Annotated in this window: 27 protein-coding genes; 19 read left to right on the top strand and 8 right to left on the bottom strand. The window is 45.7% G+C overall.

All coding sequences use genetic code 11. From position 1 onward, the window contains the following. Positions 1 to 10 precede the first annotated feature (10 nt). Genes J4N40_RS21220 through J4N40_RS21205 form a run of 4 tightly spaced genes read left to right on the top strand, consistent with a single transcriptional unit; the run spans position 11 to position 3,905 of the window. Complete coding sequence (locus J4N40_RS21220) at positions 11 to 559, top strand: rod-binding protein (RefSeq protein WP_250654495.1); 549 nt, start codon at positions 11 to 13, stop codon at positions 557 to 559. Then, positions 560 to 1,933 carry a flagellar hook-associated protein FlgK gene (flgK, locus tag J4N40_RS21215; RefSeq protein ID WP_005374000.1) on the top strand — a complete coding sequence of 458 codons (1,374 nt, stop codon included), beginning with the start codon at positions 560 to 562 and terminating at the stop codon, positions 1,931 to 1,933. 13 nt (positions 1,934 to 1,946) lie between these two features. Further along, positions 1,947 to 2,846, top strand: coding sequence for a flagellar hook-associated protein FlgL (gene flgL / locus J4N40_RS21210; protein WP_005373998.1), 900 nt, complete (start codon positions 1,947 to 1,949; stop codon positions 2,844 to 2,846). A gap of 18 nt (positions 2,847 to 2,864) precedes the next feature. Beyond that, on the top strand, positions 2,865 to 3,905 hold the full coding sequence (locus J4N40_RS21205) for a flagellin (protein ID WP_186585500.1): 1,041 nt from the start codon (positions 2,865 to 2,867) through the stop codon (positions 3,903 to 3,905). 94 nt (positions 3,906 to 3,999) lie between these two features. On the opposite strand, the gene J4N40_RS21200 is transcribed toward J4N40_RS21205, so the two are convergent. Continuing rightward, entirely contained in the window at positions 4,000 to 6,657 is a 2,658-nt protein-coding gene (locus J4N40_RS21200; protein ID WP_412034513.1) for a DUF2339 domain-containing protein, read from the bottom strand. 440 nt (positions 6,658 to 7,097) lie between these two features. Here J4N40_RS21200 and J4N40_RS21195 point away from each other — a divergent pair, with 440 nt between their 5' ends. The 4 genes from J4N40_RS21195 to J4N40_RS21180 all read left to right on the top strand — a co-directional run bounded on the left by J4N40_RS21195 (position 7,098) and on the right by J4N40_RS21180 (position 11,264). Then, positions 7,098 to 8,897, top strand: a complete 1,800-nt coding sequence (locus tag J4N40_RS21195) for a cation:proton antiporter (protein WP_005373994.1) — start codon at positions 7,098 to 7,100, stop codon at positions 8,895 to 8,897. Positions 8,898 to 9,135: 238 nt separating this feature from the next. Beyond that, entirely contained in the window at positions 9,136 to 10,155 is a 1,020-nt protein-coding gene (gene fni / locus J4N40_RS21190; RefSeq protein ID WP_005388695.1) for a type 2 isopentenyl-diphosphate Delta-isomerase, read from the top strand. A gap of 194 nt (positions 10,156 to 10,349) precedes the next feature. Next, positions 10,350 to 10,613, top strand: a complete 264-nt coding sequence (locus J4N40_RS21185; RefSeq protein ID WP_005373992.1) for a DUF3012 domain-containing protein — start codon at positions 10,350 to 10,352, stop codon at positions 10,611 to 10,613. Between the two features lie 252 nt (positions 10,614 to 10,865). Continuing rightward, positions 10,866 to 11,264: a GFA family protein gene (locus tag J4N40_RS21180; RefSeq protein ID WP_005388696.1), complete on the top strand. Its 399-nt coding sequence runs from the start codon at positions 10,866 to 10,868 to the stop codon at positions 11,262 to 11,264. 93 nt (positions 11,265 to 11,357) lie between these two features. Here the strand turns inward: J4N40_RS21180 and J4N40_RS21175 are convergent, their stop codons facing one another. After that, positions 11,358 to 11,708, bottom strand: a complete 351-nt coding sequence (locus J4N40_RS21175; protein ID WP_222716450.1) for a rhodanese-like domain-containing protein — start codon at positions 11,706 to 11,708, stop codon at positions 11,358 to 11,360. Between the two features lie 267 nt (positions 11,709 to 11,975). Between J4N40_RS21175 and J4N40_RS21170 the strand changes: the two genes are divergently transcribed. From J4N40_RS21170 to J4N40_RS21160, 3 genes are all read left to right on the top strand, one after another. After that, a complete protein-coding gene (locus J4N40_RS21170) occupies positions 11,976 to 12,266 on the top strand; it encodes a co-chaperone GroES (protein WP_005373989.1) in 291 nt (96 codons plus the stop codon). 33 nt (positions 12,267 to 12,299) lie between these two features. Then, a complete protein-coding gene (groL, locus tag J4N40_RS21165) occupies positions 12,300 to 13,898 on the top strand; it encodes a chaperonin GroEL (RefSeq protein ID WP_021452407.1) in 1,599 nt (532 codons plus the stop codon). Between the two features lie 105 nt (positions 13,899 to 14,003). After that, the gene (locus J4N40_RS21160; RefSeq protein WP_080257663.1) at positions 14,004 to 14,213 is read left to right on the top strand and encodes a hypothetical protein; all 210 of its coding nucleotides are present in this window, start codon (positions 14,004 to 14,006) and stop codon (positions 14,211 to 14,213) included. A 130-nt stretch (positions 14,214 to 14,343) separates the two neighbouring features. Here the strand turns inward: J4N40_RS21160 and J4N40_RS21155 are convergent, their stop codons facing one another. After that, the gene (locus J4N40_RS21155) at positions 14,344 to 14,955 is read right to left on the bottom strand and encodes a LysE family translocator (protein WP_047102790.1); all 612 of its coding nucleotides are present in this window, start codon (positions 14,953 to 14,955) and stop codon (positions 14,344 to 14,346) included. Positions 14,956 to 15,064: 109 nt separating this feature from the next. Between J4N40_RS21155 and J4N40_RS21150 the strand changes: the two genes are divergently transcribed. Together J4N40_RS21150 and J4N40_RS21145 are read left to right on the top strand one after the other, a co-directional pair. Beyond that, on the top strand, positions 15,065 to 15,955 hold the full coding sequence (locus J4N40_RS21150; protein ID WP_005388706.1) for a LysR family transcriptional regulator: 891 nt from the start codon (positions 15,065 to 15,067) through the stop codon (positions 15,953 to 15,955). Positions 15,956 to 16,014: 59 nt separating this feature from the next. After that, positions 16,015 to 16,386, top strand: coding sequence for a VOC family protein (locus tag J4N40_RS21145; protein ID WP_005373979.1), 372 nt, complete (start codon positions 16,015 to 16,017; stop codon positions 16,384 to 16,386). A 98-nt stretch (positions 16,387 to 16,484) separates the two neighbouring features. Here the strand turns inward: J4N40_RS21145 and J4N40_RS21140 are convergent, their stop codons facing one another. Then, positions 16,485 to 16,706, bottom strand: a complete 222-nt coding sequence (locus J4N40_RS21140; RefSeq protein ID WP_017635120.1) for a hypothetical protein — start codon at positions 16,704 to 16,706, stop codon at positions 16,485 to 16,487. 122 nt (positions 16,707 to 16,828) lie between these two features. Here J4N40_RS21140 and J4N40_RS21135 point away from each other — a divergent pair, with 122 nt between their 5' ends. Beyond that, positions 16,829 to 17,356 carry a TetR/AcrR family transcriptional regulator gene (locus tag J4N40_RS21135; protein ID WP_005373975.1) on the top strand — a complete coding sequence of 176 codons (528 nt, stop codon included), beginning with the start codon at positions 16,829 to 16,831 and terminating at the stop codon, positions 17,354 to 17,356. Positions 17,357 to 17,400: 44 nt separating this feature from the next. Here the strand turns inward: J4N40_RS21135 and J4N40_RS21130 are convergent, their stop codons facing one another. Then, a complete protein-coding gene (locus J4N40_RS21130) occupies positions 17,401 to 18,351 on the bottom strand; it encodes a helix-turn-helix domain-containing protein (RefSeq protein ID WP_250654493.1) in 951 nt (316 codons plus the stop codon). 184 nt (positions 18,352 to 18,535) lie between these two features. Between J4N40_RS21130 and J4N40_RS21125 the strand changes: the two genes are divergently transcribed. From J4N40_RS21125 to J4N40_RS21110, 4 genes are all read left to right on the top strand, one after another. After that, the gene (locus J4N40_RS21125; RefSeq protein ID WP_005388715.1) at positions 18,536 to 19,948 is read left to right on the top strand and encodes an ethanolamine ammonia-lyase subunit EutB; all 1,413 of its coding nucleotides are present in this window, start codon (positions 18,536 to 18,538) and stop codon (positions 19,946 to 19,948) included. Next, on the top strand, positions 19,941 to 20,825 hold the full coding sequence (eutC, locus tag J4N40_RS21120) for an ethanolamine ammonia-lyase subunit EutC (RefSeq protein WP_005373971.1): 885 nt from the start codon (positions 19,941 to 19,943) through the stop codon (positions 20,823 to 20,825). The genes J4N40_RS21125 and eutC overlap by 8 nt, the downstream gene beginning before the upstream one ends. A gap of 11 nt (positions 20,826 to 20,836) precedes the next feature. Continuing rightward, on the top strand, positions 20,837 to 22,240 hold the full coding sequence (gene eat, locus J4N40_RS21115) for an ethanolamine permease (RefSeq protein WP_250654492.1): 1,404 nt from the start codon (positions 20,837 to 20,839) through the stop codon (positions 22,238 to 22,240). A 187-nt stretch (positions 22,241 to 22,427) separates the two neighbouring features. Beyond that, on the top strand, positions 22,428 to 23,483 hold the full coding sequence (locus J4N40_RS21110; protein WP_213889589.1) for an NAD(P)H-dependent flavin oxidoreductase: 1,056 nt from the start codon (positions 22,428 to 22,430) through the stop codon (positions 23,481 to 23,483). Between the two features lie 38 nt (positions 23,484 to 23,521). Here J4N40_RS21110 and J4N40_RS21105 read toward each other — a convergent pair whose 3' ends face one another. Beyond that, complete coding sequence (locus J4N40_RS21105; protein ID WP_054701515.1) at positions 23,522 to 24,001, bottom strand: peptide-methionine (S)-S-oxide reductase; 480 nt, start codon at positions 23,999 to 24,001, stop codon at positions 23,522 to 23,524. 217 nt (positions 24,002 to 24,218) lie between these two features. Here J4N40_RS21105 and J4N40_RS21100 point away from each other — a divergent pair, with 217 nt between their 5' ends. Then, entirely contained in the window at positions 24,219 to 24,959 is a 741-nt protein-coding gene (locus J4N40_RS21100) for a DeoR/GlpR family DNA-binding transcription regulator (protein ID WP_017635127.1), read from the top strand. Here the strand turns inward: J4N40_RS21100 and J4N40_RS21095 are convergent, their stop codons facing one another. Further along, entirely contained in the window at positions 24,960 to 25,853 is an 894-nt protein-coding gene (locus tag J4N40_RS21095; protein WP_064354514.1) for a DMT family transporter, read from the bottom strand. It abuts the gene before it with no gap. Positions 25,854 to 26,007: 154 nt separating this feature from the next. Then, positions 26,008 to 26,364 carry a VOC family protein gene (locus J4N40_RS21090; RefSeq protein ID WP_042523322.1) on the bottom strand — a complete coding sequence of 119 codons (357 nt, stop codon included), beginning with the start codon at positions 26,362 to 26,364 and terminating at the stop codon, positions 26,008 to 26,010. Between the last annotated feature and the right edge of the window lie 16 nt (positions 26,365 to 26,380).

Here is a 26,380-nt window from a genome sequence, read left to right as displayed (position 1 = left end):
GGAGTTAAGGATGAAGCTAGACAGTACCAATGAACAAACTCAGTTAAATTCGATGCTTTATCACGACAACAGTGCATTGGCTAACATCAAGCATAGTCGTGATCAAGAAGGCGCACTTGAAGTCGTCGCAGGTCAATTTGAGGCAATGTTCCTACAAATGGTGTTACGCCAAATGCGTAGCAGTAGTGACGCTCTTGCTGATAAAGACAGCCCGTTTGCCAGTCAGCAACAAGGGGTATTCCGTGATATGTATGACGGTCAGCTGGCGATGGAACTAGCAAAGAAACAGAGCTCAGGCATTGCCAATATGCTCATCCAGCAGCTGAGCCCGTCTATGCGTGAGGTTGCTTTCGATGCTGCGCGCAACATCTCATCCGCTAACGATGGTAAAGGTTCGAATTCTGAATCTATCTCACAAGTAGATTCTAAAGAGGTGGAGAAGAATTCAAGCCTATTTAATACCGCTTCTCAAGCCGTCGCCTCTGCTAAACAGGTATTCGGTGAGGCCGGTATGACTACCGCGTTTTCTCAGCCGTTGATCAGAAAAATGGAGCTGTAAATGAACCTAGTTAATATTGCCCTTTCAGGTTTAGGCGCGAACCGTGTGGCCCTAGACGTAACCGCGCAAAACGTGGCAAACGTGAATACCGTGGGTTACAGTCGTCAACAAGCGTTGATGGCGTCTGTCGATGATGGTAAAGCCAATCGCTTAAGTCCAGGTTTAGGGGTAGAAGTCACTAGCATTCGCCGCGTTACTGATCAATTTCTGATTAAGCAAACGTGGTCGACTAACAGTATGGCGGCATACGCATCTGGATACACCAGTAACATGAGTCAGCTGGAGAATACGCTTGGTGCCGATGGTTTCAGTATATCGGCTGGCTTGGACTCGCTAAACGCTGCGCTTAACGATGCGACCGTTAAGCCGGAATCCATACCTTACCGCCAGCAGATCATTAACGAATCTGAAGCTTTGGCCCGCCGTTTTAATACGCTTACCGAATCTTTATACAATCAACATAAAGACATGAGCGACCAACGTAATGCAGCGCTTAACCACGCGAATAGCCTTATGGAAAATATCGCGAAGGTGAACAAGCAACTGGTAGAGATGCAAGGTACAGGTGGTAACCCATCACAGTTAATGGATGAACGAGATAGGTTAATCGGTGAGTTATCTCAAACCATTGAAATCAAAACAACACAGCAGCATGACGGCAGTGTTCAGGTCACACTAACCTCTGGTCAACCGCTTGTGATGGGTACGGACCATGGCAAACTGGAAGCCATTCCTGACCCGAGTGATCCTTACTTGGCGGACTTACACGTCACGTTCTCGAATCAAAGTTTTGCGATTGGTGACTCGCTTGGTGGCAAATTAGGTGCGATTAATGACTATCAAACCGAAGTGTTGAAACCAAACCAATTGGCTCTGAATGACATGGCGAAAGCTCTCGCGGATGAATACAACGCCGTGCTTGCGACTGGCAAAGACTTAAATGGCAACCCAGGTAAACCTTTGTTCAGCTATGACCCAGCAAACCCTGCAGCCAGTTTGGATATTACCAAGCTAACTCCAGATGAGCTTGCGTTCTCAAGTGATGGAACACCTGGTAACGCAGATGCGTTGCAATCATTGATCGAGTTAAGCAACAAGCCAGTGGCGGTATCAGGTTACGGCTCAGTAAGCTTGAACGATGCCTTTAGTTCAATGGTGGGTCAAACCGCAATTAAAGCACGCCAAGCTAACGCTGATTATCAAGCGAAGTTAGCCATGAACAAGCAAGCGCACGCAGCTCGCGATAATGTTAGTTCCGTAAACAGCGATGAAGAAGCGGCTAACCTAATGATGTTTGCTAATGCGCACAATGCCAACATGAAAGTGATCAGCACAGCAAATCAACTGCTCGATTCTATTCTGCAGTTATTCTAAGAGGAAAGTTTAGATGCGAATTAGTGACAATCAATTTAGTCAAATGATGTTGCACAGCTTGCAGAGCAATAGCGCGGGATTAGGCGAAGCTCTGCAACAGATGTCTACTGGCAAGCGCTTGACCAAGCTGTCTGACGATCCAATGGCTTCGATCAAGTTGCTTAACTTAGACCGAGAAACCAGTGCGATTGCTCAGTACAAAAACAACATTGAAAACGTAAAAACGACGCTATCGAGTCAAGAAACCCATTTAGATTCGATCAAAGAAAGCTTAAAAAGCATGCGAGACATCGCGCTTTGGGGTGCGAACGGCTCTCTTACTGACGAAAGTCGTGGCGGTATGATTACAGAGCTTAAGAGTTACCGTGACTCTATTGAGTCGTCTTTTAACGCGCAGGATGAAGAAGGGCACTACCTTTTCTCTGGTACTAAAACGGATACTGCGGCTGTAAGTAAAGCGAGCGGCAGCTACGTAATTGAAGGTAATAGTGACAAGCGCGTAGTAACAATTGCTAAAGGTGTCACGATGGATTCCAATATGACTGCAAAAGAAATATTGGACCTTGGGGGAGGCCATAACGTGCTTAACCAAATTGATGCGCTGATCAAAGAGTTTGAGAGCCCTACCGCCAACTTCAGAGCTGAAGTTGAGGCGAGTATCAGCGCTATCGACGATACTTTTTCAAACGTACTAGGGACCATGACTGAGATTGGTGGTCGACACAACAACTTAGATCTTGTTGGTGGCGCGCATAGTGAAAACAAGCTGTTCGTTGACAAAGTATCTGGAGACCTCTCTGCTCTGGACTATGGTGAAGCGTCGGTACGATTGAGTAATTACATGGCCGCTTTGCAAGCAACGCAAGCAAGCTATGTGAAGATCGATGGTTTGTCGCTGTTTGACCGTTTATAAGGTTAGGAAGTTCTTTTTATGGTAATGAGTACAGTAGAGGTTAGACCCCATAGCATACGCTTAGGTGGACAAGAACAAGCCTCTATCATGCCGACCCGTTCTGCAGACTCAAGTACGGCAATTAAACCGCGCCCGGGGCGAATTCAGGCTGACACTGCGTCAGCCTACTCTGTATCTGGTATTCAGCTTACACAGGGTCAGCAGCAAGCCACGGCGGTTCAGATCGCGTCCAAATCGCTGCAGGTGATTGGCAAAGAGCTCACGCAAATTAAACGTGGTTTGACGCAAGCTATTAATCAAGGCGTACAAAATGTTCCTGGTTTGCAGGATACATTGGTTCGCTCTAAAGCCACCATCCAAAAAGTCGTTGAGCAAGCACGTTTCGATGGCCAGAAAGTCCTAAATAACGAACTGCACTTAAAACTGGATAAAGCGGATATTCGTCGCTTTTCTATTCCAGGTTTGAATGTTCATCGCTTAAGCGACAAGGCCGAGCAAATCCGTTTGGATTTTCCTCAAGGTCAAGCGGTGATGATTCAGTTTGATGGACAATCAGACGGTGAGCGAACGGTCAAAATGCTGGATCGCAGCTTGATTGCGTTAGGAATGCGAGCCTCATTAGCCGATGATGGCAGCATTTTATTTGAAGCCAGAGACAACGCTTATCAACAAATGCAGCAAAAGGTGATGGTAACGGGGGAAGGGCACCGATTCCCTGCGGGACAGCCTAACGTTTTGAACTTAAAGTCTGAGCCAGATGGTATTGCGGAGCTCGGGTTTGATCTAGGCTCACGCGACGGCATCAAGCAGACGATTGCCAAAGTAAATCAGCATCTGAAACAAGTTCAAACGAGTTTGCAAGAAGCGAAAGCTTTTCATGGTGAACTGAATACTCAAATGCGTTCTATCCAAACCAAAACCGCACAGCTTTCAGTCAATGAGGTGAATGCAAAACTGGATGGATTCATGCAAAAGTCTGGCGAGTTTACTTCGACTTTTCAGGCATTGAATGCGCAAGCAAACGTGCGTCGTCATACCGTGGTCGCTTTACTGAAGTAACGAACACTCCAATGATTCCCGGCTTTACACTGTTATCGTCCCCCAATAACGAAAACAGCGCACTGTCGGGAATCTCTCTTCGACTCGTCTAGGGCTAGAGTGCTTTTGCCACCGAACGATTCAATTTCTGGAATAGCCATCCAAGTGCTATCAAAGACGCACCTAAGCCTAAGAAGCTTATCGCTCGCCAGAACCCATCCAGAGAGCTCACATCCCATAAGAATACTTTCAGTGCGACACAGGCAAGGACCACTAGACCGACACGCTGCATCATCAGCCCCTGTTGGGTCACGCCGCGCCAAGTCAGTAATCCGCCTACGAGCAAGCCAGCCACTGAATAACTAAACAACTCTGCCATGCTGGTTGGCTGATACAGCATCATCGATGTGGTTTGCCAGAATTGACGGATAGACATCCCCAACCAAATGGCTGCAAGTAAAAAGCCTAGACTAGCAATCGCAAATCGATGAACTTGCAACGTATTCCAGCGTTTAAATGTTGCGATAAGCAGGATGCAAGCTGGTAACAGCCAGCCGATACTCAGCATGTTAAAGATGGGAAGTGCTTGTGCCGAGACGTTATCAGTCACCAACGGCGATTCTGCCGTATTAAGCAAAATAATCAATATAGCGAACGCGCACCAAAGCAAGTAACTATAGATTTCGTAGATACGACTTAAGCGTTGCGCAAATTGGCTGCGGTAGCTGTATACCAAACCCATAACTAATGCTTGATTGGCAAAGACTGCCGCACTTGTGAAGTCGATGTGCCCCAAGTAACCATATTGCCCCGTTAACCAGTAGTTAGTTTGGGTGAACAATGCCATTAAGAATACATGTAAAAACGCCCCTTCAAACCAGTTGGTCAGTTCTCGGTCCACTTGTTTTAGTGTTGAACGAGCGTAAGACAAGATGAAGAGAGAAGGCATATAACTCACAAGAACCCAAGCCCAATGCCCAGCTTCTACCGGTTGCCATTCGGGTATGAAAGGTAGCAGCGTGAGTCGGATAACCAGTATTCCCATTGCCACTTTAATCGCCCAACTCGCAGGTCGAAATAACCCGACTTGAGCCTGTAAGGCCATTATCGCAACTTGTATTGAGATTGCTGTTGTTAACCAAGTATCGCTCAACCAAACAAAAGCGATACCTACGATTAAAGCATGCATAACGGCAGAGCATTCTAATGCCAACGAACGTGCACGCTGACCAAGCACAACATAGTAAGTGGCCATCAATGCGCAGAAGGTAGTCCAATACCACAGGTAGCCTTGCATAAATTCGTCAACATAAAGCAACGTAATTAAGCTCATCGCGGGAGCCAGTACCAGCAGAAGCAGCCCACTGAGTTGCGAACGGTCACTAAGTGATTGGCAATATGTTCGATAGCCGATCAGTGCAATACTCACCGCCAATGCGAATAGAATGCTAGCTTCTCGCTCTAACATATACAGCGCATCAAAAGCGATGGTAAGAACAATCAGCGCGGTTGCCGAGACGAGAATGGATGGCAAAAATACACGTAATGACCAGCCTGTACGAAGTGCTGGTAGCCAGATGATCGCAACAAGCAGCGTATAACAGTACGCCATTTGTAGAGTGTTCAGCTCCGGCATTCTGGTGACGGCAGAAAAGGTCAATAAAGCAGTTGCGAGAGCGGTAGCGGTCGGCGAGTTTGTCCACTTGCTTTGATAGTGACGAAAGCGAGGATTGAGCATCCAACCCATTCTCGGAACCGCGAAAATGAGATACAAAGTGATGGAGAGATAAATCGCGAGCCACGAGAACAACCGTTCTGTTGGTACACTCTCAATCAACAGCAACATCCAAATGACATGTGGAATCGCGATACTTGGCGTAATCCATGCCCTACGCACTTTTTGCATCAATAAGGTCGCCGCGAACGAAATTGCGCAGATGTATCCGGCTAACAAGAAGTAGTTGGGTTCATTACCCCCAATCCACAGTGGTGCTGTGTAGCCACCAATTAAGCCAAGCACGGCCATTAACGGCCCTTGTCGCAATGATAATGCTAAACTGAAAAATGCCGCTGAAGCTAAAATGATCAACGAGATACTTGGCGTTAGCATTTGATAAACCACAAAGGCAAAAATGACGGTGCAGTAAATGCCCGTTAATCCCGTACCGGTAACGGCAGCAGGAACATACGTAAAGCCTTGGGCTCGTGCTGCCCGTTGCGGATTCTGTTGTTCTTTACGGTGAAACCACTCGCCAACAAGCACCATAAGTAATGAGATCACAAAGGCAAAGGACACTCGCATAAATGGCGAAAACTGGATGTGACTACCAATCACCTGTACGAGATAACCTCCACCGATCAGCATGGCCAATGCGCCTACCCAAACCAACCAATTTTCTTGAATGTTGCTAAGCAGGCTCTGAACTTTACTCTGAAGGAATGACTCATTTTCTTGACTAAAAACATCCAGTTGCACTTCTCTTATCTGGGCGTACCCTTGATTCGCAGCGCTCTGGTCCAAGTCTAGGTTGGCAGCTGGTTCATGTTCCCCAGAGGATGAGACATTTTTCTGTTGTGATTCTATGTGAGGTGACGTCGCTACAGATGGTGTGTCTTTTTCGATGCTGGATTGTTGGTGTACTTGTTGGTTTGAGCCCCCATGGACACTGGCTCGTAGTGATGTGACTTCCTCACGAAGTTTGGTTAGTTCTTTTTCTAAAAGTGCAGCTCGGTTGGCGGCTTTCACTCCGATGAGGATGGCGAGACACGCCATGAACAGTGCTAGTATTACGTACAATCCATTTCTCCTTGCGTACGTCGCGTGACCCACGATTCTTAACTTTGAGCACTTACGCTAAAGCTTAGTTCATGCTCTATGCCTTAGCCTCATATAGTGCTAGGTTCCGCGCTTTCTTCAGAAATCATTCTACATAATGAAACTCAATGCGTAATGATGAATTCGACAAAGTCGCACACTTGTGTGCCACTTTAAGACCTGATGAACAAAAATGAGTCGTTAAGTCATTGGGGGTCAACTATATTCATAGTTCTGATGCGATCGCCAAATGACTTCAAACATGTGCGTTTCGTAGCGATGTCATCGAAGGTCAGTCGTTTGATTTGCACGTTCGGTTGTTTCTATTTGACCGTAAGGCTGAATGTATTCGGGTATAGCGCATTCACGCGAAAAAAGACAAAAACAGGTAATTATTGATGCAAGTGGGTAATGAAGCGCTGGTGCTGTCAGCGGTTGGGGTTATTGGTTTAGGTTGCCAATGGTTAGCTTGGCGATTGCGTTTGCCAGCGATTTTATTTTTGTTGTTGGCAGGGCTGATCGTCGGGCCATTTATGCAGTGGTTAAATCCTGATGAGATATTAGGTAATTTGCTCTTTCCGTTGGTTTCTTTAGCGGTGGCAGTGATTTTATTTGAAGGCAGTTTGACCTTAAATTTTAAAGAAATTCGTGGCGTGAGTGGTTCGGTATGGAGCATTGTTTCCATCGGGGCGATCATTTCGTGGGCAGCGACCAGTATCGCAACACACTATTTCCTCGGCTTTACTTGGGAGCTTGCCATGTTGTTCGGCAGCTTAACCGTAGTAACAGGGCCGACGGTCATCGTGCCACTTCTACGAACCGTAAGACCTAACAGTACGCTTGCTAACATTTTGCGCTGGGAAGGGATTTTGATTGACCCGCTCGGTGCGCTTTTTGTTGTGATGGTTTACGAGTTTATCGTATCTCACAGTGCGATAAATAGCGTCGAAGTGTTTGGGACGATCATTGCTGTCGGTGTCATGCTAGGTGCGGCCTCAGGCTATGCAGTTGCGACGATCATGCGTCGTTCTTGGCTACCGGAATATTTGCAGCCATTTGCGGTTTTGATGGTGGTTCTAGGTGTATTTTCGGTCTCTAACCACATTGAGTCTGAAGCTGGGTTACTAACCGTCACCGTAATGGGTATGTGGCTCGCAAACGCTAAAGACATCAATATTCAGCAAATTCTGCATTTTAAAGAGCATTTAACCATTTTACTGATCACCGGATTGTTCATCTTCCTTGCGGCTCGAATCAGTCTGGATGATTTTGCTGCGCTAGGTAGCGGTGCGTTATTGTTGTTTGTATTTATGCAGTTAGTGTCGCGTCCGTTATCGATTTTTCTTTCAACCTTCCGCAGCAACTTGCGTCTCAAAGATAAGCTGTTTTTGTCTTGGGTTGCACCGCGCGGTATTGTTGCTGCTTCGATTTCGTCTCTTTTCGCGATCAAATTGACTGAATACGGCATTGATGAAGCGATTTTACTGGTCCCTATGACCTTCATGGTGATTATAGGAACGGTCGTGTTACAAAGTGCGACGGCACGTCCTGTAGCGCTGACGTTGGGCGTTGCAGAGCCAGCACCACGCGGCTTCTTGTTGATTGGTGCTAACCGAGTAGCAAGAGAAATAGGGCAGGCGCTGGCGCGTTATGACCGCCGCGTATTAATGACTGACTCAAACTGGGAGTACATCAGTCAGGTTCGTATGTTGGGATTGGATTACTATTACGGCAACCCTATTTCTAGTCACGCGGACGACAACTTGAACTTGATAGGAGTTGGACAAGTGGTTGCATTAACGCCCGATCAGCATTTCAACATTATGGCTTGCATGCAATTCGTCGACGAGTTTGGGGAAGATAAAGTTCACTGCTTACAAAAAGTGAAAACCAACGGCAATGGCAGCGAGAAGCACTCCGTGGCTCAGGAGTACCATGGTAAATTGCTGATGGGCGGCAATGTAAGCTATACCCAGCTAGCCAGTATGTTAAGTCGTGGTGCAGAGGTTAAACACACGAAATTGAGCGATAACTTCACGTATCAAGATTATTTAGCGCATCACAAAGGTAGTTCAGTTGTACCGCTGTTCCATGTAGAAGAAAAAGGAAAAATTCAATTCTGTGATGATCCCGAACAGTTTGAACCAACGACGACAAGCACTGTTGTGTCGCTAATTCTGTCGGACAGCGTAAAGTAAACTACAGAGCAATGTGATCCATTTTCATCATGGGTATCGTACGCTGATTATCTCAATTTGAAGAGAAACTTGCCGGCTTGTTTAAAACGGAAAGCGAGTTTCTTTTCTTATAATGTCAGGGGCAGTCGAGATTCATTACTCGTTTCGGAAAAGTAATCCGGCAAATTCACAAAATTCGCATTGACGTTACTGATAAGGATCGCAATACTGCGCGACTGTTTTACTTTAGGGTGACATTATGGCTCCGCAAACTAACCGAAAAGATTTACACCTAGATGCTGTTTTACATCATGATATGAGCATGAAGCATAAAACGGCGGGTTTTGAGTCTGTCGAGTTTGAACACTGTGCGCTGCCAGAATGTGACTTTCACGCGATCGATTTATCGACAGAGTTTCTTGGTCATCAATTAGCGCTACCGTTTTTGATTAGCTCGATGACTGGCGGAGCAAAAGACGCAGAAACGATCAATTGTCGTCTAGCTGAAGCAGCAAGTGAATTAGGTATTGCCATGGGTGTGGGCTCGCAACGGATTAGCTTAGAAGAAAGTCAGCATTCGGGCTTGGGTAAAACCATTCGTGAGTTGGCGAAAGAAGTACCGTTGTATTCCAATCTTGGAGCCGCTCAATTGCTCGATAAAGGTAAACTCGATAATGCGCAACGTGCGGTTGAGGCGATTCAAGCCGATGCCTTGTTTGTGCACGTTAATCCAATGCAGGAAGCGTTTCAGAAAAATGGCGACCACAATTGGGTTGGTGTTTTCCAGGCAATTGAGATGCTTAAATCTCGCGTGAAGGTTCCTATCATTATCAAAGAAGTCGGTTTTGGTATTAGCGGACACGTTGCGCAGCGATTAATTGATGCTGGTGTGGATGCAATTGACGTTGCGGGCGCGGGTGGCACAAGCTGGAGTGCGGTTGAAGGGTATTGCCAAGATAATCCGAAAATGCAGCGTGCAGCCGAGCTTTTCCGCGATTGGGGTGTCCCTACAGCAACATGTTTGGCTCAAATCCGCGCACTGCATCCTACATTACCCTTGATCGCCTCGGGAGGTGTTCATAACGGACTTGAAGCGGCGAAAGCCATTCATTTGGGTGCTAATCTCATTGGGCAAGCTGGTGCGGTATTAAAAGCTGCGACGATCAGCACGCAGTCTGTCGTCGATCACTTTGAACAAATGGCATTAGAGCTGCGTTTAGCGTGCTTTGGTACTGGCTCTTTTAAGGTTGGTGAGCTAACAAAAGCGCGCTGCCTATAGCTTTTAGAATGGCGCGCTTTACACAGAGTCGCTCAATAATTTTTCGGTGTCTTAACACGTAGACTGATAATTTCGTTATAGTTGATACAAAAGTCACTTCAGCTAGTGACGCCTTTATTCAGACACTTGAATGGGCATGTGTTGAAGAGATTGAGTTTAATTTTACTATTGTTTGCAACTGGAACCTTAAATTTATGAAAAAACTAGTCATGCTGATGTTGGCGGCTTCTGCTTTGACCGCTTGTAGTGATGAAGTGGGCACTGAAGGCTGGTGTAACGACATGCGCGATAAGCCAAAAACAGAATGGACAGCAGACAACGCGGTAGACTTTGCAAAGCATTGTGTTCTGCAAGATGGTGTCGGCAGCGAGCAATGGTGTGAAAACCTGAAAGATAAGCCGAAAGGTGACTGGACTGCAAACGAAGCGACCAGCTTTACTAAACACTGCATTTTTTAAGCACAGCGGAAAGCGCCTTTTCTGAGGCGACATTCTGTGAGGTAAACACCAAGCGTTATTGCTTGGTGTTTTTGTATCTAAAATAGCTCGATTTTTCACGTGTCGAGCGCACTTCCCTCTAAATGGAATGTTTTACATTTTCGTTTCATTTTTGAAAACCTGTATTGCCTGTCTTTAATTTTTCGTATTGCAGTGGCATGGTGTCGAGATAGCCATCTAATTCAATTAGATTCATAACAAAAAGGAATTCAAATGGAAGTACTAAAAGGCTCATGTCTGTGCGGCAAGGTAAAGTTGGAAGTGGCAGATGAATTCAAGTACATGGGAAATTGCCATTGCTCTGAATGCCGCAAGTTCACAGGTTCTGACTATTCATCTGCCGGTGGTATTGCGTTGGATAAACTGCTTATTATCCAAGGGAAAGAAGATATTCAAACTTATCAGAAAAGCGAAAATACCATGCTATGCTTTTGTCGCCACTGCGGATCAAGTCTGTATTCGAAAAAGAACAATGGGATCGTCAATATTCGCCTTGGTATCTTGGATGACACACCTTCTCACAAGCCTGATTTCCATATTTTTGTCGCGTCGAAAGCGCCGTGGCTCGAGATATCGGATAACCTGACTCAATTTGATGCAGGGCCAAAATAGAGTTGTTGTAGATAAGTATTTAGAAACAGAGCGCGTTACAATACGCTTGCGACGCGCTCTGTGCTTTTACTTTGTATATTAGAACGGAGACGACTATTTGGCGTCTTGTAGTTCTTCAAAGCCACCTGCATTGTGCAGATTCGTAAAGCCTTGCGATTGTAAGTATTGATACGCTTTGCCAGAGCGGTTACCACTGCGACAGTACAACACGATAGCTTGATCTTTATCGACGTCTTGAAAATGTTTATCAAGTTCAGATAAAGGGAAGTTGACGGCATTATCCAAATGCCCTTCAGAAAACTCTTGCGGCGTGCGCACATCGACAATCATCGCGCCCTCGTCAATCAATTGCCACCCTTGTTCAGCGCGTTCAGAAGCCGACACGTTGGGGGAGAGGAAGCTCACGCACAACGTTGCAAGAAATAGAGATACGGCCTTTTTCATTGTTTGATTATCCTTTTTAAGAGTACGTAACCACTCTAGATTTGATTGAGCATATTTTCCATCATAAAGAGATGCTAAGTAGTTGTGAATGCGATAATTCGATAGAAAATTTTATTTAATTTAATAAAAAATTTTTATCAAATTCACCTCTTGAACTCTAATTTTTCGACCTTATTATTTTCATCGAAAGCGAGCTGTCGACTCGCAAATCCATCTTGATGTTTATTTTGTCTTTTATTTTTGGTTCCAAGTAGGAGGCACTTAAAAATGAAAATTCGTCCTTTAAATGACAAGCTAATTGTTGAAAGACAAGAGGTGGAAAATAAATCTGAAGGGGGAATCGTTTTAACTTCTCAGTCGGTGAAAAAATCAAACCGCGGGAAAGTCATTGCTGTTGGTTTAGGTAAACGTCTTGAAAATGGCGAACGCGCTGCGATGGAAGTCAAAGTGGGCGACCAAATCATTTTCAATGACGGTTACGGCGTGAAAACCGAGAAAATTGACGGCGCAGAATACTTAATTCTGTCCGAATCTGATGTGTTAGCAATCGTTGAGTAATTATTTTTGTAGTAGTTTTTTGAGGAGATAACCATGGCTGCAAAAGACGTATTATTTGCTAATGACGCACGTCAAAAAATGCTGAAAGGTGTGAACTTACTGGCGGACGCAGTAAAAGTGACACTAGGCCCGAAAGGCCGCAACGTTGTGCTTGATAAATCTTACGGCGCGCCAACCATCACCAAGGATGGCGTGTCTGTAGCGAAAGAAATCGAACTGAAAGATAAGTTCGAAAACATGGGCGCACAAATGGTGAAACAAGTGGCGTCCAAAGCGAATGATGAAGCGGGGGACGGTACAACGACCGCTACCGTACTGGCGCAATCTTTCATCAATGAAGGTCTTAAAGCGGTAGCCTCTGGCATGAACCCAATGGACCTAAAACGTGGTATCGACAAAGCCACTGAAGCGGCGGTTGAGAAACTACGTGAAATGTCTAAGCCATGCAGCGACAAAGAATCTATCACCCAAGTGGGTAGCATTTCTGCAAACAGCGATCGCGCGATCGGTGAAATCATTGCAGAAGCGATGGAAAAAGTGGGTCGCAATGGCGTGATTACGGTGGAAGAAGGCCAAGGTCTAGACAACGAATTGTCTGTGGTTGAAGGTATGCAATTTGACCGCGGTTACTTGTCGCCATACTTCATCACTAACCAAGAAAATGGCAGCGTCGAGCTAGACAACCCATACATCTTATTGGTGGACAAAAAAGTCAGCAGCATCCGCGAGCTATTGCCTGTACTAGAAGAAGTAGCGAAATCTTCTCGCTCGCTATTGATCATTGCTGAAGACATCGAAGGTGAAGCGTTAGCGACATTGGTTGTGAACAACATGCGCGGCATCGTGCGTGCGACCGCGGTGAAAGCGCCTGGCTTTGGTGACAACCGTAAAGCGATGATGGAAGACATTGCGGTACTAACTGCTGGTACGGTCATCTCTGAAGAAATCGGCCTAGAGCTCGAAAAAGCAACGTTAGAGCAACTAGGTAGTGCGAAGAAAGTGACCATTACCAAAGACACAACAACCATTGTGGGTGGCGCAGCAGAAGCAAGCGCGATTGCTGATCGTGTGGCTTCGATTGAAAAACAAATCGAAACAACCACTTCTCAATACGACAAAGATAAGCTTCAACAACGTGTTGCGAAGCTATCTGGCGGCGTAGCGGTGATCAAGATCGGCGCTGCAACCGAAGTTGAGATGAAAGAGAAGAAAGACCGCGTGGACGATGCGCTACACGCTACTCGCGCAGCGGTTGAAGAAGGTATTGTTGCTGGTGGTGGTGTTGCCCTAACTAAGATCGCGAAAGAATTGGCGGATCTAAAAGGCGACAATGATGACCAAAACGTGGGTATCCGAGTTGCGCTACGTGCAATGGAAGAGCCTCTTCGTCAAATCGCAACTAACGCAGGTGACGAAGCTTCTGTTGTGGCGAACGCTGTCAAAGCTGGTGATTCCGATTACGGTTACAACGCTGCAACAGGTGAATACGGCAACATGATCGAAATGGGCATCTTGGACCCTGCGAAAGTAACACGTTCAGCGCTTCAATTCGCAGCGTCTGTTGCTGGCTTGATGATCACCACTGAAGCGATGATCACCAACCATGTTGAAGACAAAGAACTTGATATCTAACGTCATCAATCGTTAGTGATTAAGTAAGCGTTAAAATAACAATAACATTGCAAAACCTAAGCGGGCTCGCTTGAGCCCGCTAATCAGTCATTTGAGGTAAGTGTTATGACCCGTTTACCTGCGTTTTCTTTCTCAATATCTGAGCCGGGCGGTAATGAAGCTTCGTCAAAGTGGCCGACTGCTATTCACTTCCCCCTCGTTCCAGCTGGGCCAGAGTTTTCGATCGAAAATGCTCTGCCTAAACGTCCGACAGTGACGATATTCACTATCGATCTGTCTCAGTTACTTAAAGGGGACGCTCGGGTCATTCATTAACTGCATCGAAACAGCCAGCGCACGTTGGCTGTTTTTTCTAATTTAAGGTATTGATAATGCAGATTTTTATTTGATTACAGCCACTTGTTCAATGATCAATTTGAATTGGGGTAATCGGACCGCAAGCGTACTACACTTTTAAGCCCAGCATCGCGCCGAAAATGATTAATCCCGCCCCACATGCTTGATTGAGTCGATGCTTAATCTTCAACAAGAAAGCTTGTAGCTGGGGTGACGTGAATAAAACAGCAACGATAGAAAACCAAATACCATGCAGCGCAATCATATAAATCCCGTAGAACAAGGCGATGTGTTGCTGACTAGAGTCGGGAGAAATCACTTGGCTAAAAATACTCAGAAAAAACAGCATCGTCTTGGGATTGAGTAAATTACACAGAAACCCCTGCATGAAAAATCGCCACATTGAATACTCGCTCTGTTGAACGGTTTCTGAGTTTGATGCAGGTTGCGAGGAGAATATTCCTTTAATCCCAAGGTAGACAAGATAAGCGGCTCCAAGATAGCGCACGAGATTAAACAACCATTCATTTTGTGAAATTAAGTAACTGATCCCCAGCATGGAGTAAGCGGTGTGGATGCTTATCGCCATGCTGATACCAATCGCACTGTATACGCCTGCTTTTCGTCCTTGATTTAAGCTATTTCTTAATACCAAAACAAAGTCTGCGCCAGGGCTAATGACAATAAGCACACCTAATAACGCAAGAGTTACAAATTCCATATCGATTTCCTGTTTGAATGATGAAGTCTGGGATGTAGCGGAATTGTAGGTGTCTTTATTACTGACTATAATCGAAAAATATTCCCATATTGGTGAGAAAAACTCACAGATGCGTCACCTGAAATCTTTTTATGTCTTCCACGTTGCGGCGAGTTCTTCAAGCTACACTGAAGCGGCTGACAAACTGAACATTACTCACGGAGCCGTGAGTAAGCAGATCAAGCAACTTGAGCAATATCTGTCTCAACCTTTGTTCTTCAAAGAGGGCAGGAAAGTCGTGTTGACGGCAGAAGGCGAATTACTCAAGACATACACAGAAACGGCATTCCAAACGCTAGAAACAGGCGTGAATACGCTTATTCAAGAGAAGCATCAGCATCTTGAAGTGTCTTGTGAACCGACATTAACCATGCGCTGGTTGATGCCAAGGTTGGCCGCGTTTAATGATGAACACCGTGCTGATGTTCGTTTGTCGACGGCTGGTGGCCCGGTAACATTAGGATCAACTGGGCTTTCGATGGCGATTCGTCGAGACGATTTTGCGCAGCATCACGATTACGACAAAACCATTCTTGTGGAAGAGTGGGTGGGGCCGGTATTTTCTCCTGAGTATTGGCAATCCATTAAAGACAATTTGAAAGCAGCTCGATTGTTGAATAGCCAAACCAGACCGAATGCTTGGGCGGATTGGCAGCAATCAACACGTTGTGAAACTTTCAACGGCAACACTCAGCAATCATTCGCGCATTTTTATTTTTGCATACAAGCAGCGGTGGACGGCTTAGGCGTCGCAATGGGATCGTATCCTTTTGTCATGGACGATATTAAGCGTGGTAATTTGGTCGCACCATTTGGGTTTTCTCCATCAAGTTGCAATTACGTTTTATTGAGTCAAGATAAAAAGCGTACAGAACTCGAACATAAATTTATCACATGGTTACAAACGCAAATGGCAGAGTGTGTGCCACTGTCATCACAGCAGATTACGCAAGGCGAATAGAAGGCATAGAGCGAGATTACGTCAGTCAGTTTTATGGAAAAAGGCTTAGGAAATTGGAAATGGAAAACCTCAATATTGTTGAAATCAAATCATTTGTTCCGGCGAAAGATTACGCGCTATCAAAACGCTTTTATGAGGCGATTGGCTTTGAAATGGCATCGGACTTCGGTGATGTAGCATACTTCTCTCAAGGTAGCTGCGCGTTTCTTTTACAGAATTTTTATGAGCCAGAACACGGCAATAACTTCATGATGCACTTGCTCGTAGAAGACGCAGAAAGCTGGCATCAGCACTTATCCAAAGTGGGTCATGAAGAATTTGGTTCGCGTTTGACTGAGTTGGTCGAGCAACCTTGGGGCATGCGCGAATGTTGTTTGTTTGACCCTAGCGGCGTTTTATGGCGAATTGGTCAGAACATGAATACTGACTAACGCCAGTCTTATTTTCACCACATCTACGCGCAGGTATTGAGATCTCGATATCTGCGCGTTTTCTTTTTTACTTAGCCTTGCCAACGTTTGTAGCGCACTCACGCCTTTTTCGAGGTGGTGTGCGATGGGCTAACGCCAAAAAACTCCTCAAGCAGCATGGCTTTGAGTTCTGCTCTGACTTCTGCGCCACCGATTAACGCCAAAAGTGCGAGTCCTCCTGGAATAAGGATGACCATTAATATCGGTCTTAAAATATACGAAAAGCAGAAGATGGTCGGGAAGAAAATCAATCCTTGGCCTAGTTTGTTTAATACGTACATGAGTGATTCCTTTTGTTTTTATATAAAATGAGCATGCTCAATTTTATAAATGAGCGCGCTCAATTTGTCAATCTCAACCACGCAAGGTATGATCCTTTCAGGCTCATTAAGCAGACACATCAATGACGAAGCGACAACAAACCAGAGATAAAATTCTAAAAGCCGCATGGGCATCTTTTGCTCAAAATGGCTATGACATGACGACCACAAGGCAGATAGCGAGAGAAGCAGGAGTAGCCGATGGCACAGTGTTTAGCCATTTCCCGACTAAACTGTCGATTTTGCGCGAAGGGATGCTGGCGCAACTGCAACAGATCAGCCAAGAAACGCTAGTCAGTGTGGAAGGTAAAACCGATATCGACATTGGTTTGGCGCTGACGGAGAAATACTATCGCTACTATTTTGCGAACGTTGAGCTGAGCCGAGCTTTGTTGAAAGAGGTGATTTGGGATTTGGATTATTATCAGTCGTTTAACCAAGCTTTGTTTCAATCTGTAAACGGAAGCTCCGTCCTTGAGGGAAAAATACCGCTGATTTTTGACTGCTATTTTATGACGTTAATCTCGCACTTGAGCCGTGCAGAACCGGATGTTGAAGCGGCACTTGAAGAGCTTCATGCTAAGTTTCAGCAAATCATTGCGACTGCATAACATGGCCCCAACGCAGGATCTGAAAGAATATACTGCCTGTCATTTTATTTGCTGGACTCCCATTTTCTCGTTTCAGTTGGCGTCTCACCAAATAGCCGCTTGTAGCTTTGACTGAACTGCCCGAGATGGAAAAAACCAAAGTCAAAAGCAATTTCTGCAATTGTTCGATTATCTTCAGGGCTTTGTAGCACTCTACGTACTTGATTCAGGCGCATTCGATGTATGAACTGCTTTGGGGAAGTATTACCGCAATGTTCAAAGGTGTACTGTAGTGTGCGACGACTGACGTGTACTGCATCACACAGTTCACTGACGGTTATCGGTGTACGGTAGTCTAGATCCTGTAGCTGTTGTTTTATACGGTGCATCACGTGTTGACGATGAGAGATTGATATCGGATGGCTCGTGTGCAGTGAACTGAGTGAGAACAGCTCCAGCACAATATCTTTTAAGATTGCTTGATGTGTGGTTTCAGACCATCTTGGTTCGGCGGAACCAAGTAACATGCCTAAGTAGTATTTAAGTTGTTGAATGTGTTTTTCCGTCAACCCCGTTAAGTGCAATGTGTTGTTTTGGATGCTCCCAAGCTCAAGTTGATTTTCTATGATGTGAACGAAGTTTTTGTCGAGCACTATTCCATAGATAGAAAACTGCTCCGGTGTCATTAACTCAAAATCAGCGCCACCTTGCCTAAGCAAAAGCTGGCTTGAATTAAACTGACTGTGATTTAGGTGTAGCGGCTTATTTTCCGCACTCAAACCCAACCAAATACCTCCCTCTTCAACCCTGCATTGCTGTCTTAGCGAGCGGCTACTGTCTTCACGAAACACATGGAAATTGGGAAATCGTCGTTCTCGAATTTGACCTAAAAATCGACCATCGCTGAGTTGGTCATATTCCTGTTGCCAGTTTATCAGACTCGCAGCTTGTTGGTTTGCATCCTTAGTGTGATGGATGCACAGCATTGGTGCAGTTTGGGGCATTTGGTTACTCATCCTTGTGATGCTCATTCCTTTTTTGTGAGTCATGTTGGAGCAGTATTTACATAACTCATTGTTTATTATTGGTTTATAAATGTTGCCAGTTTTTGATAACGCTACGGAACACATTTGGCAATACTTTCTTAAAGCTTATTGATAGTTCAGCAAAAAGCGAACCAAATAGTGAAGAGGAAGAGCAATGACGGCAACTTATCGTCGGCAACAAGGAAGTAAAGTCTATACCTTTAAGTCATTAGCTGACTTGATGGCGAAAGCGACACCGGAGCGCTCAGGCGATGCGTTAGCCGGGGTTTGTGCTCAGTCAGCGGCAGAACGTGTAGTCGCACAAATGGCGCTGTCTGAGTTACCACTTAAAACGTTTCTTAACGAGGCGGTTATTCCATACGAAAGCGACGATATCACTCGCCTAATTATCGATACGCATGACCTTGAAGCCTTTAAGCCGATTGAGCACTTGACGGTCGGAGATTTTCGAAATTGGCTGCTGAGTGAAGAAGCCGATGGTGAAACGTTGGCTAAAATTCGTCAAGGTTTAACACCAGAAATGGTGGCCGCAGTCAGTAAGATTATGCGCAACCAGGATTTGATTCTCGTTGCTAAAAAATGCCAAGTTGTCACGGCTTTTCGGAATACGATAGGTTTGCCGAGTCGCCTGTCTACTCGCTTACAGCCGAATCATCCCACTGATTCTCTCAACGGTATCGCAGCGACCATTTTTGATGGTCTGATGTACGGAAATGGCGATGCGGTTATCGGTATCAATCCGGCAACAGATAATGTACCTCAAGCTATTAAGTTAATGAACTTAATGGATGAGGTGATTCAACACTATCAAATACCGACTCAGTCTTGTGTGTTAACTCATGTAACGAACACGATCGAAGCCATTGAAATGGGCGCACCAGTCGATCTCGTTTTTCAGTCGATAGGCGGCACGCAAGGGACGAATGATACCTTCGGAATCGACTTGTCGATTTTGAAAGAGGCCCATGAAGCCGCGTTGTCTTTGAATCGAGGTAGCGTAGGAAACAATGTGATGTATTTTGAAACCGGACAAGGTACCGCGCTGTCTGCGAATGCATTTCATGGGGTCGATCAACAGACTTGTGAAGCCCGTGCTTATGCTGTCGCGAAACAGTTCGATCCTTTGTTGGTTAATACAGTTGTTGGGTTTATTGGCCCTGAGTATCTGTTTGATGGCAAACAGATCATTCGTGCTGGGCTTGAAGATCATTTTTGTGGGAAGCTGCTTGGTTTACCCATGGGTTGCGACATCTGTTACACCAATCATGCCTATGCCGATCAGAATGACATGGATAATTTGCTGACACTGTTAGGCGTGGCCGAGTGCTCTTTCATCATGGGTATTCCAGGGTCTGATGACATCATGCTCAACTATCAAACTACCTCATTTCACGATGCCCTTTACGCAAGAAAAGTACTCGGTCTGAAGCCAGCTCCAGAGTTTGAACAATGGTTAATGGAGATGCAGATTTTCGAGAGCGTGCAAGACGTTCGGTTAAGTGAGCAAATCTCTCGCTCGTTTTCGGGAGCAATTAATCAACTGAATAAGGGGTATTCTCATGGGTAAAGTAATCACCATTGCTCAGTCCCCACAAGATGAGTCTGAAGTTGTCACACACAACCCTTGGGGCAAGTTACGCGACTTCACCTCTGCTCGGATCGCTCTGGGTCGCAGCGGAAACAGTGTACCAACCAACGAGTTACTCTCATTTCAGCTGGATCATGCCCAAGCTATGGATGCAGTGCATTGCAGTTTGAATATTGAGTCTCTCGTTGCTGGTTTGTCGGACTCTTACTCGATTCTTGAAAATACCTTAGAGCCTCCAGTGGTAGTGAGCAGCCAAGTGAGTGATCGGCTTATGTACTTGCAAAGGCCCGATTTAGGACGGCAGCTCGATGAATCTTCTTGGAAAACGCTCAACTCGATAGCAAATGAGCATAACACTGACATTGATCTTGCGATTGTTATTGCTGATGGACTTTCTTCCGTCGCAATTCAAAACCATGCCGTGCCTGTTGTTACGCGATTGATTTCTCTTTTAAGCGCTGATGATGAACATCAATGGAAATTCACACCTATCACAATCGTAAAGCAAGGAAGAGTAGCGGTAGGGGATGATGTTGGTGAATGTTTTAACGCTAAGGCCGTGCTGGTTTTAATTGGAGAGAGACCCGGTCTAACTTCTCCGGATAGCATGGGTATGTATCTCACTTGGGGGGCTAAACGAGGCTCTAAAGATTCCCAAAGAAACTGCATTTCCAATGTGCGCCCTCAGGGGCTCAACTATGACGATGCCTGTGAACGCGCATTTTACTTGCTCAAGGAGGCTCGAAAATTACAACTGTCAGGAGTGAATCTGAAAGATCGCTCCGATATCAATGAGCCAAGTGGCGCAAGTGTTGAAGATAAACACAGCGACAACTTTTTAATTTCATCAAAGTAGAAGGATTTACTATGTCTAAACATCAGGAGTACTTGGCCAAAAGGCAGCTAAAAAGAGGCACCGCAGGTTGGATTTTACTTGCTGGCTTAGGTGTCTCGTATGTTATATCTGGTGACTTCGCCGGTTGGAACTTTGGCATCGCTCAAGCAGGATGGGGAGGCTTTCTTATTGCTGCTATCGCGATGGCAGTAATGTATTTCACGCTAGTATTGTCTTTAGCTGAAATGTCTGCGGCTATTCCTGCTGCGGGTGGTGGTTACAGCTTCGCAAGACAGGCGATGGGGCCGACAGGTGGCTTTTTCACTGGCTTATCAGTTTTGATTGAATATGCGCTCGCGCCTGCTGCGATAGTGATTTTTATTGGCTCAGCCGTGAATGAATTGGTTGGTATCGATGGCCCTGTTGTTTACGCACTTTTCTACGCCGTCTTTATCGCTATTCATATGGCAGGGGTTGGCGAAGCTCTCAAAGTAATGATGGTCATCAGCGGTTTGGCTGTGCTAGCTATTCTCATTACTGCTGCTGTGCTTATTGGTCACTTTGACGTTAATAACTTATTCGATATTGCTCCGGCGACGGCTCAGGCAACAGAAATCTTGCCGTTTGGGTGGTATGGCGTATGGGCTGCGTTGCCATTTGCAATGTGGTTGTTTCTTGCGGTTGAAGGTGTGCCTTTAGCGGCAGAGGAGGCAAAAAATCCGGCAAAAGATGTTCCCAAAGGCATCATTGGTGCGATGCTGTTTTTATTTCTAACCGCAACTCTCGTAGTCGTCCTTTTGGCTGGTGCGGTTGGCTCAAAGGTCATAGGCGATAGCGCGGTGCCATTAGTTGACGCCCTAAAGCTTACGGGCAATTCAACGGTAGCAATGGCCGTGAACTTACTTGGATTGGCTGGCCTTATCGCTTCTTTCTTTTCAATTATTTATGGTTACAGTCGCTTGGTGTTTGCGCTTTCCCGCGCGGGTTATTTACCGCAAACTTTGTCATTAACCAGTGACAAAAAAGTGCCTTCTCGTGCGCTTTTGGTTCCGGGCGTTTTTGGGTTCTTGGTTTCACTTACGGGTGAGGGGGACTTAATCTTGGCGATGGCTGTTGTCGGTGCGACTGTATCGTACGCATTAATGTCCTTGAGCCATATTTTATTGCGAATTAAACAGCCGGAATTAACTCGTCCATATAAAACGCCTGGTGGGATAATTACGTCGAGTATTTCTCTGGTGCTTTCTTTGATCGCAATGACAGGTGTTTATGCTTTTGATCCCTCAGCCTTTTTCATGACAATGGGATTGTTTCTTATCGGTGGTGTTTATTATGGGTTATACAGCCGCAACAAACTGGTGGCAGCAACCGCCGAGGAAGAGTTTGCCATGCTGTCTGTAGCAGAGCTAGAGCTTGAATCAGATGTCGTACGATAGTCACTTTGATTCTTGTTATTCAGCATATTAAGGGAGCCATAGGCTCCCTTTGTCATTTCTATCAAAAGTGCATAGCGCACAAATGCATCACTTTAACTTTATAAGCGGTTAATCATGTGAAAGTCTAGTCTGGATAACGATGGCGCAGATCCATCACAGGTAAAGGTTAAGTTTTCAAGGAAAGAGCATGATAAACAAGGTATTTAATACACTTTTGGGAACAGAGTTACCGATTATTCAAGCGCCAATGGCCGGTGTGCAAGACAGCCAAATGACCATAGCCGTCAGTAATGTTGGCGGGCTTGGCTCGTTACCTTGTGGAGTGCTGAACAAAGACGCCATCGTAAAAGAACTTCAACTTATCAAGCAGGCAACTAACCGACCGTTTAACCTCAATTTCTTTTGCCATGAAATGCCGGAGTATGACGCCAACAAGCACGAAAAGTGGCAAAAAACGCTGCAACCGTATTTTTCCGAGGTTGATGCAACCGTTCAGGCTCAGCCAAACGCTCCGACAAGGATGCCTTTCAATCATGATATTGCTGACGCGATTGAACCATTTGCACCGCCAGTGATCAGTTTCCACTTTGGTTTGCCAGACGATGATCTGTTAGCTCGAATTAGAGGGTGGGGAGGGAAGATCCTTTCGTCAGCGACTACGGTGGACGAAGCACTTTGGCTAGAAGCAAAAGGCGTTGACGGCATTATTGCTCAAGGCTTGGAGGCTGGTGGACACCGAGGCATGTTTTTATCGGATGATTTAACTACTCAATTAAGTCTGATGGCGTTATTACCACAAATCGCCAAACGGGTGAATTTGCCTGTTATTGCAGCAGGAGGAATTGCCGATAGAAACGGTGTACAAGCCGCGCTAAAGTTAGGAGCAAGTGCCGTGCAGGTTGGCAGCGCCTATTTGTTGTGTGATGAGGCGAAAACATCGTCTTTACATCGATATGCCATTGCCAGTGAACGCGCGCAACATACCGCTGTGACCAATGTTTTCTCGGGCCGACCAGCGAGAGGCATTGTGAATCGCGCGATGTCGGAGCTAGGCTACATCAGTGAGTTTGCGCCGAAATTCCCATACGCCTCCATTGAAATGGCTCAACTAAGAGCGCTTATGGAAAAGCAAAACCGAGATGAATTCACACCGTTGTGGTGCGGACAAAACTCGTCGGGTTGTAAGGAAATATCGGCGGCAGAAATGACATTGTCATTAGTGGAAGGCATCGATTTAAACTGATGTGCGTCTTACCTTTTAAAGCGATGCCGACTGAACGGTTACGAGTTATCCCTGTATTTATGTAGTAAATCTAATGGGATGTGGCAGTAATCATTCGGAAAGTTTGTGAGTCTGTCTTGGTGCTCATCATCACTTGGTACATAATTCGTGAGTGGCAGTACTTCTACGGCGATCTTGTCGGCGTCCGGTCGTGCTGCGATAAACGCTTTCGCGATGGTGAGATGCTGTTCGTTTTGGCTATAAACACCAGTACGGTACTTCTCACCTACGTCTTCACCTTGCTTGTTAACGCTGTAAGGGTCGATTATCTCAAACAAATACCCCATTAAAGTTTCAACCGAAACTTGCTCAGGGTCGAACTGGGTTTTCACGCACTCTGCGTAGCCATCGTATTCGGATTGAGTGTTATCCGTTGTGCCATTTGCTCGCCCGGCTTCTGTGTTGATTACGCCCGGAAGGTGGCGCATAAATTCTTGCACGCCCCAAAGGCAGCCGCCTGCGAAGTAAATTTCTTCCATTACTTTGATCCTAGTCTCTATCGTTGTTGGGATGTAGGGAGTTAACCCCTCTTCTTCCATCCCATTTTCGTTGCCCTATTATCTGTTGATGGGAGCGATATTCGCAAGGTACAGCTTGGCTAATCAGACCACGCGTTTTTTCCTTTTTACTTTCAAGTTCTTTTCATATGAAACATCAGGTGAGTATACTGTAAGCTCATCAATAAGGAGCGAACCTGTGAACCCAAGACAAAATGAAATCCTGCAATTAGTGAACGACCGTAAACGCGTTCAAGTCACAGAGCTTTCTGACATCATTGGCGTGTCGGGTGTGACCATCAGACAGGATTTGAACTTTCTGGAGCAACAGGGCTACCTAAAGCGCGTTCACGGCGCAGCTACCGCGTTGCAAAGTGATGACATTGATGCCCGTCTAGAAGTACGTTTCGATATTAAACAATCGCTCGCAAACCAAGCTGCGGATTTGGTCGCACCGAATGAGACAGTGCTGATTGAAGGAGGCAGTGCCAATGCGTTGTTGGCTCGGACATTGGCTGAGCGCGGCGATGTGACCATCATTACGCCATCGGCGTATATCGCCCATCTCATCCGTAACACTTCTGCCAACATTATCTTGCTTGGTGGCGTGTATCAGCACCAAGGCGAGAGCTTGGTCGGACCGCTGACTAAGTTGTGTATTGAGAACATTCATTTCAGCACAGCCTTCTTGGGTATTGACGGCTTCCATCAAGACACTGGCTTTACTAGCCGCGACATGATGCGTGCTGAGATCGCAGAAACCATCATTGCGAAAAAAAGGCGCAATATTGTTCTAACGGATTCTAGTAAATTTGGGCAAATTTATCCCTCATCAATTGGTAAGACTGACGAAATATCAGTGCTGCTGACTGACAAAGCCGCTCCGAAAAGCGACCTTGAACAAATCAAAAAGCGAGGTGTGGAAGTTATATTAGGCTGATTAAGCAACGCTTTGTTTTCGCTTCGCGAGCATTGCTGTTGGGGAGAAACCGGTGACTAGCATAGTGCCGCTAAGCACTAGAATTGTTCCTATGATGGTGTTAGAGCCGACGGGCTCATCTAGCACCAAGTAGCCCCATAAGATACCAAAAACAGGAACAAGAAAAGTGACAGTCAGTGCTGACGCTGGGCCGATATCAGAAACTAAGCGGAAATAGAGCAAATAAGCGAACCCTGTGCATACAACGCCGAGCGTGACAACAGAGCTCCATTCGAAATGACTTGGTTCTGCACGCATTGGTAAGAATGGTAGCAGCGGCAGTACCCAAATAACCGCCGCCCACATGCTGCCGTGAGCATTGTCAAAAGCTGGTACTTGTGGCGCATTTTTAGTGTAGTTGGTAGCAATGCCATAGCTGAAAGAAGCCATCAAACTGGCGGCAATAGGGAGCATGGCTTCTTCACCTATGGTTGAAGTATCTAAGCCGACCAAGACTGCAACGCCTCCAATGCCTATTAGCATACCGAGAACAGATTTCGCTGTGAGTGGGCTGCGGTACCAAACAAAGCCAACTAGTGCTCCCCATATTGGGGCGGTTGAGTTCAATATTGCTAAAGTTGATGCATTCAGTGTCTGGGCTGCGTACGCAAAGAGTAAAAATGGAACTGCGCTATTGAATAAGCCAATAATAAAGAAGTGTTTAGTATGCGCAGTTAACGTGAGTTTCTTCTTCAAATATACGGCGATCAATAACAAAGCGACGGCGGCAAATGTAACTCGAAATTCGATTAAGTAAGCCGGCCCGAATGTGTTGGCGGCGACTCGCATAAACAGAAACGAGCCACCCCAAATAGCAGCAAGGCAGAGTAAGCGAAAAAAACTGACGGCAGTCATTTGACATCCTTGGTCGAGGTCTAGCGCCTCATCGATTAATTGTTGCGCTAACAGTGAATTAAACCAAGGATGAGGTCAACCAGAAATGTAATGCCAGTTCCGGATCTGGCTAGCTTGGGCTCACGTTGATGGTGTGTTGTTGATTTGTGATCACTTAATGGCTCTCTGACCATACTGCGAATTCATTTCCACTCGGTTCAGTGAAGTGGAATCGACAGCCGCCGGGGAATTCGAAAATAGGGCGGATAATTTTTCCACCATGCTGCTCTACTTTTGTCTGAGTGGCCTGAATGTCTGAGCTATAAAATACTAAAAGTGCGCCACCATTTGCGGTTTGGTTTATAAACTCAGATTTGAAGAATCCGCCATCCAACCCTTGTCCTGAAAATGCAGAATATTCTGGACCATAATCGGTAAAGCTCCAGTCAAAAGCACGCTCAAAAAATTGTTTGGTCGCACTGACATTAGTGGAACCAAATTCAACGTAATTCAATTTTTCATGTTGATGCATGGTGAAATCCTTCTCG

This window comes from Vibrio sp. SCSIO 43097, assembly GCF_023650755.1.
Taxonomy (GTDB): Bacteria; Pseudomonadota; Gammaproteobacteria; order Enterobacterales; family Vibrionaceae; genus Vibrio; species Vibrio alginolyticus.
Note: the sequence above shows the minus strand (reverse complement) of the source record. Positions and strands in the feature narration are given on the sequence as shown.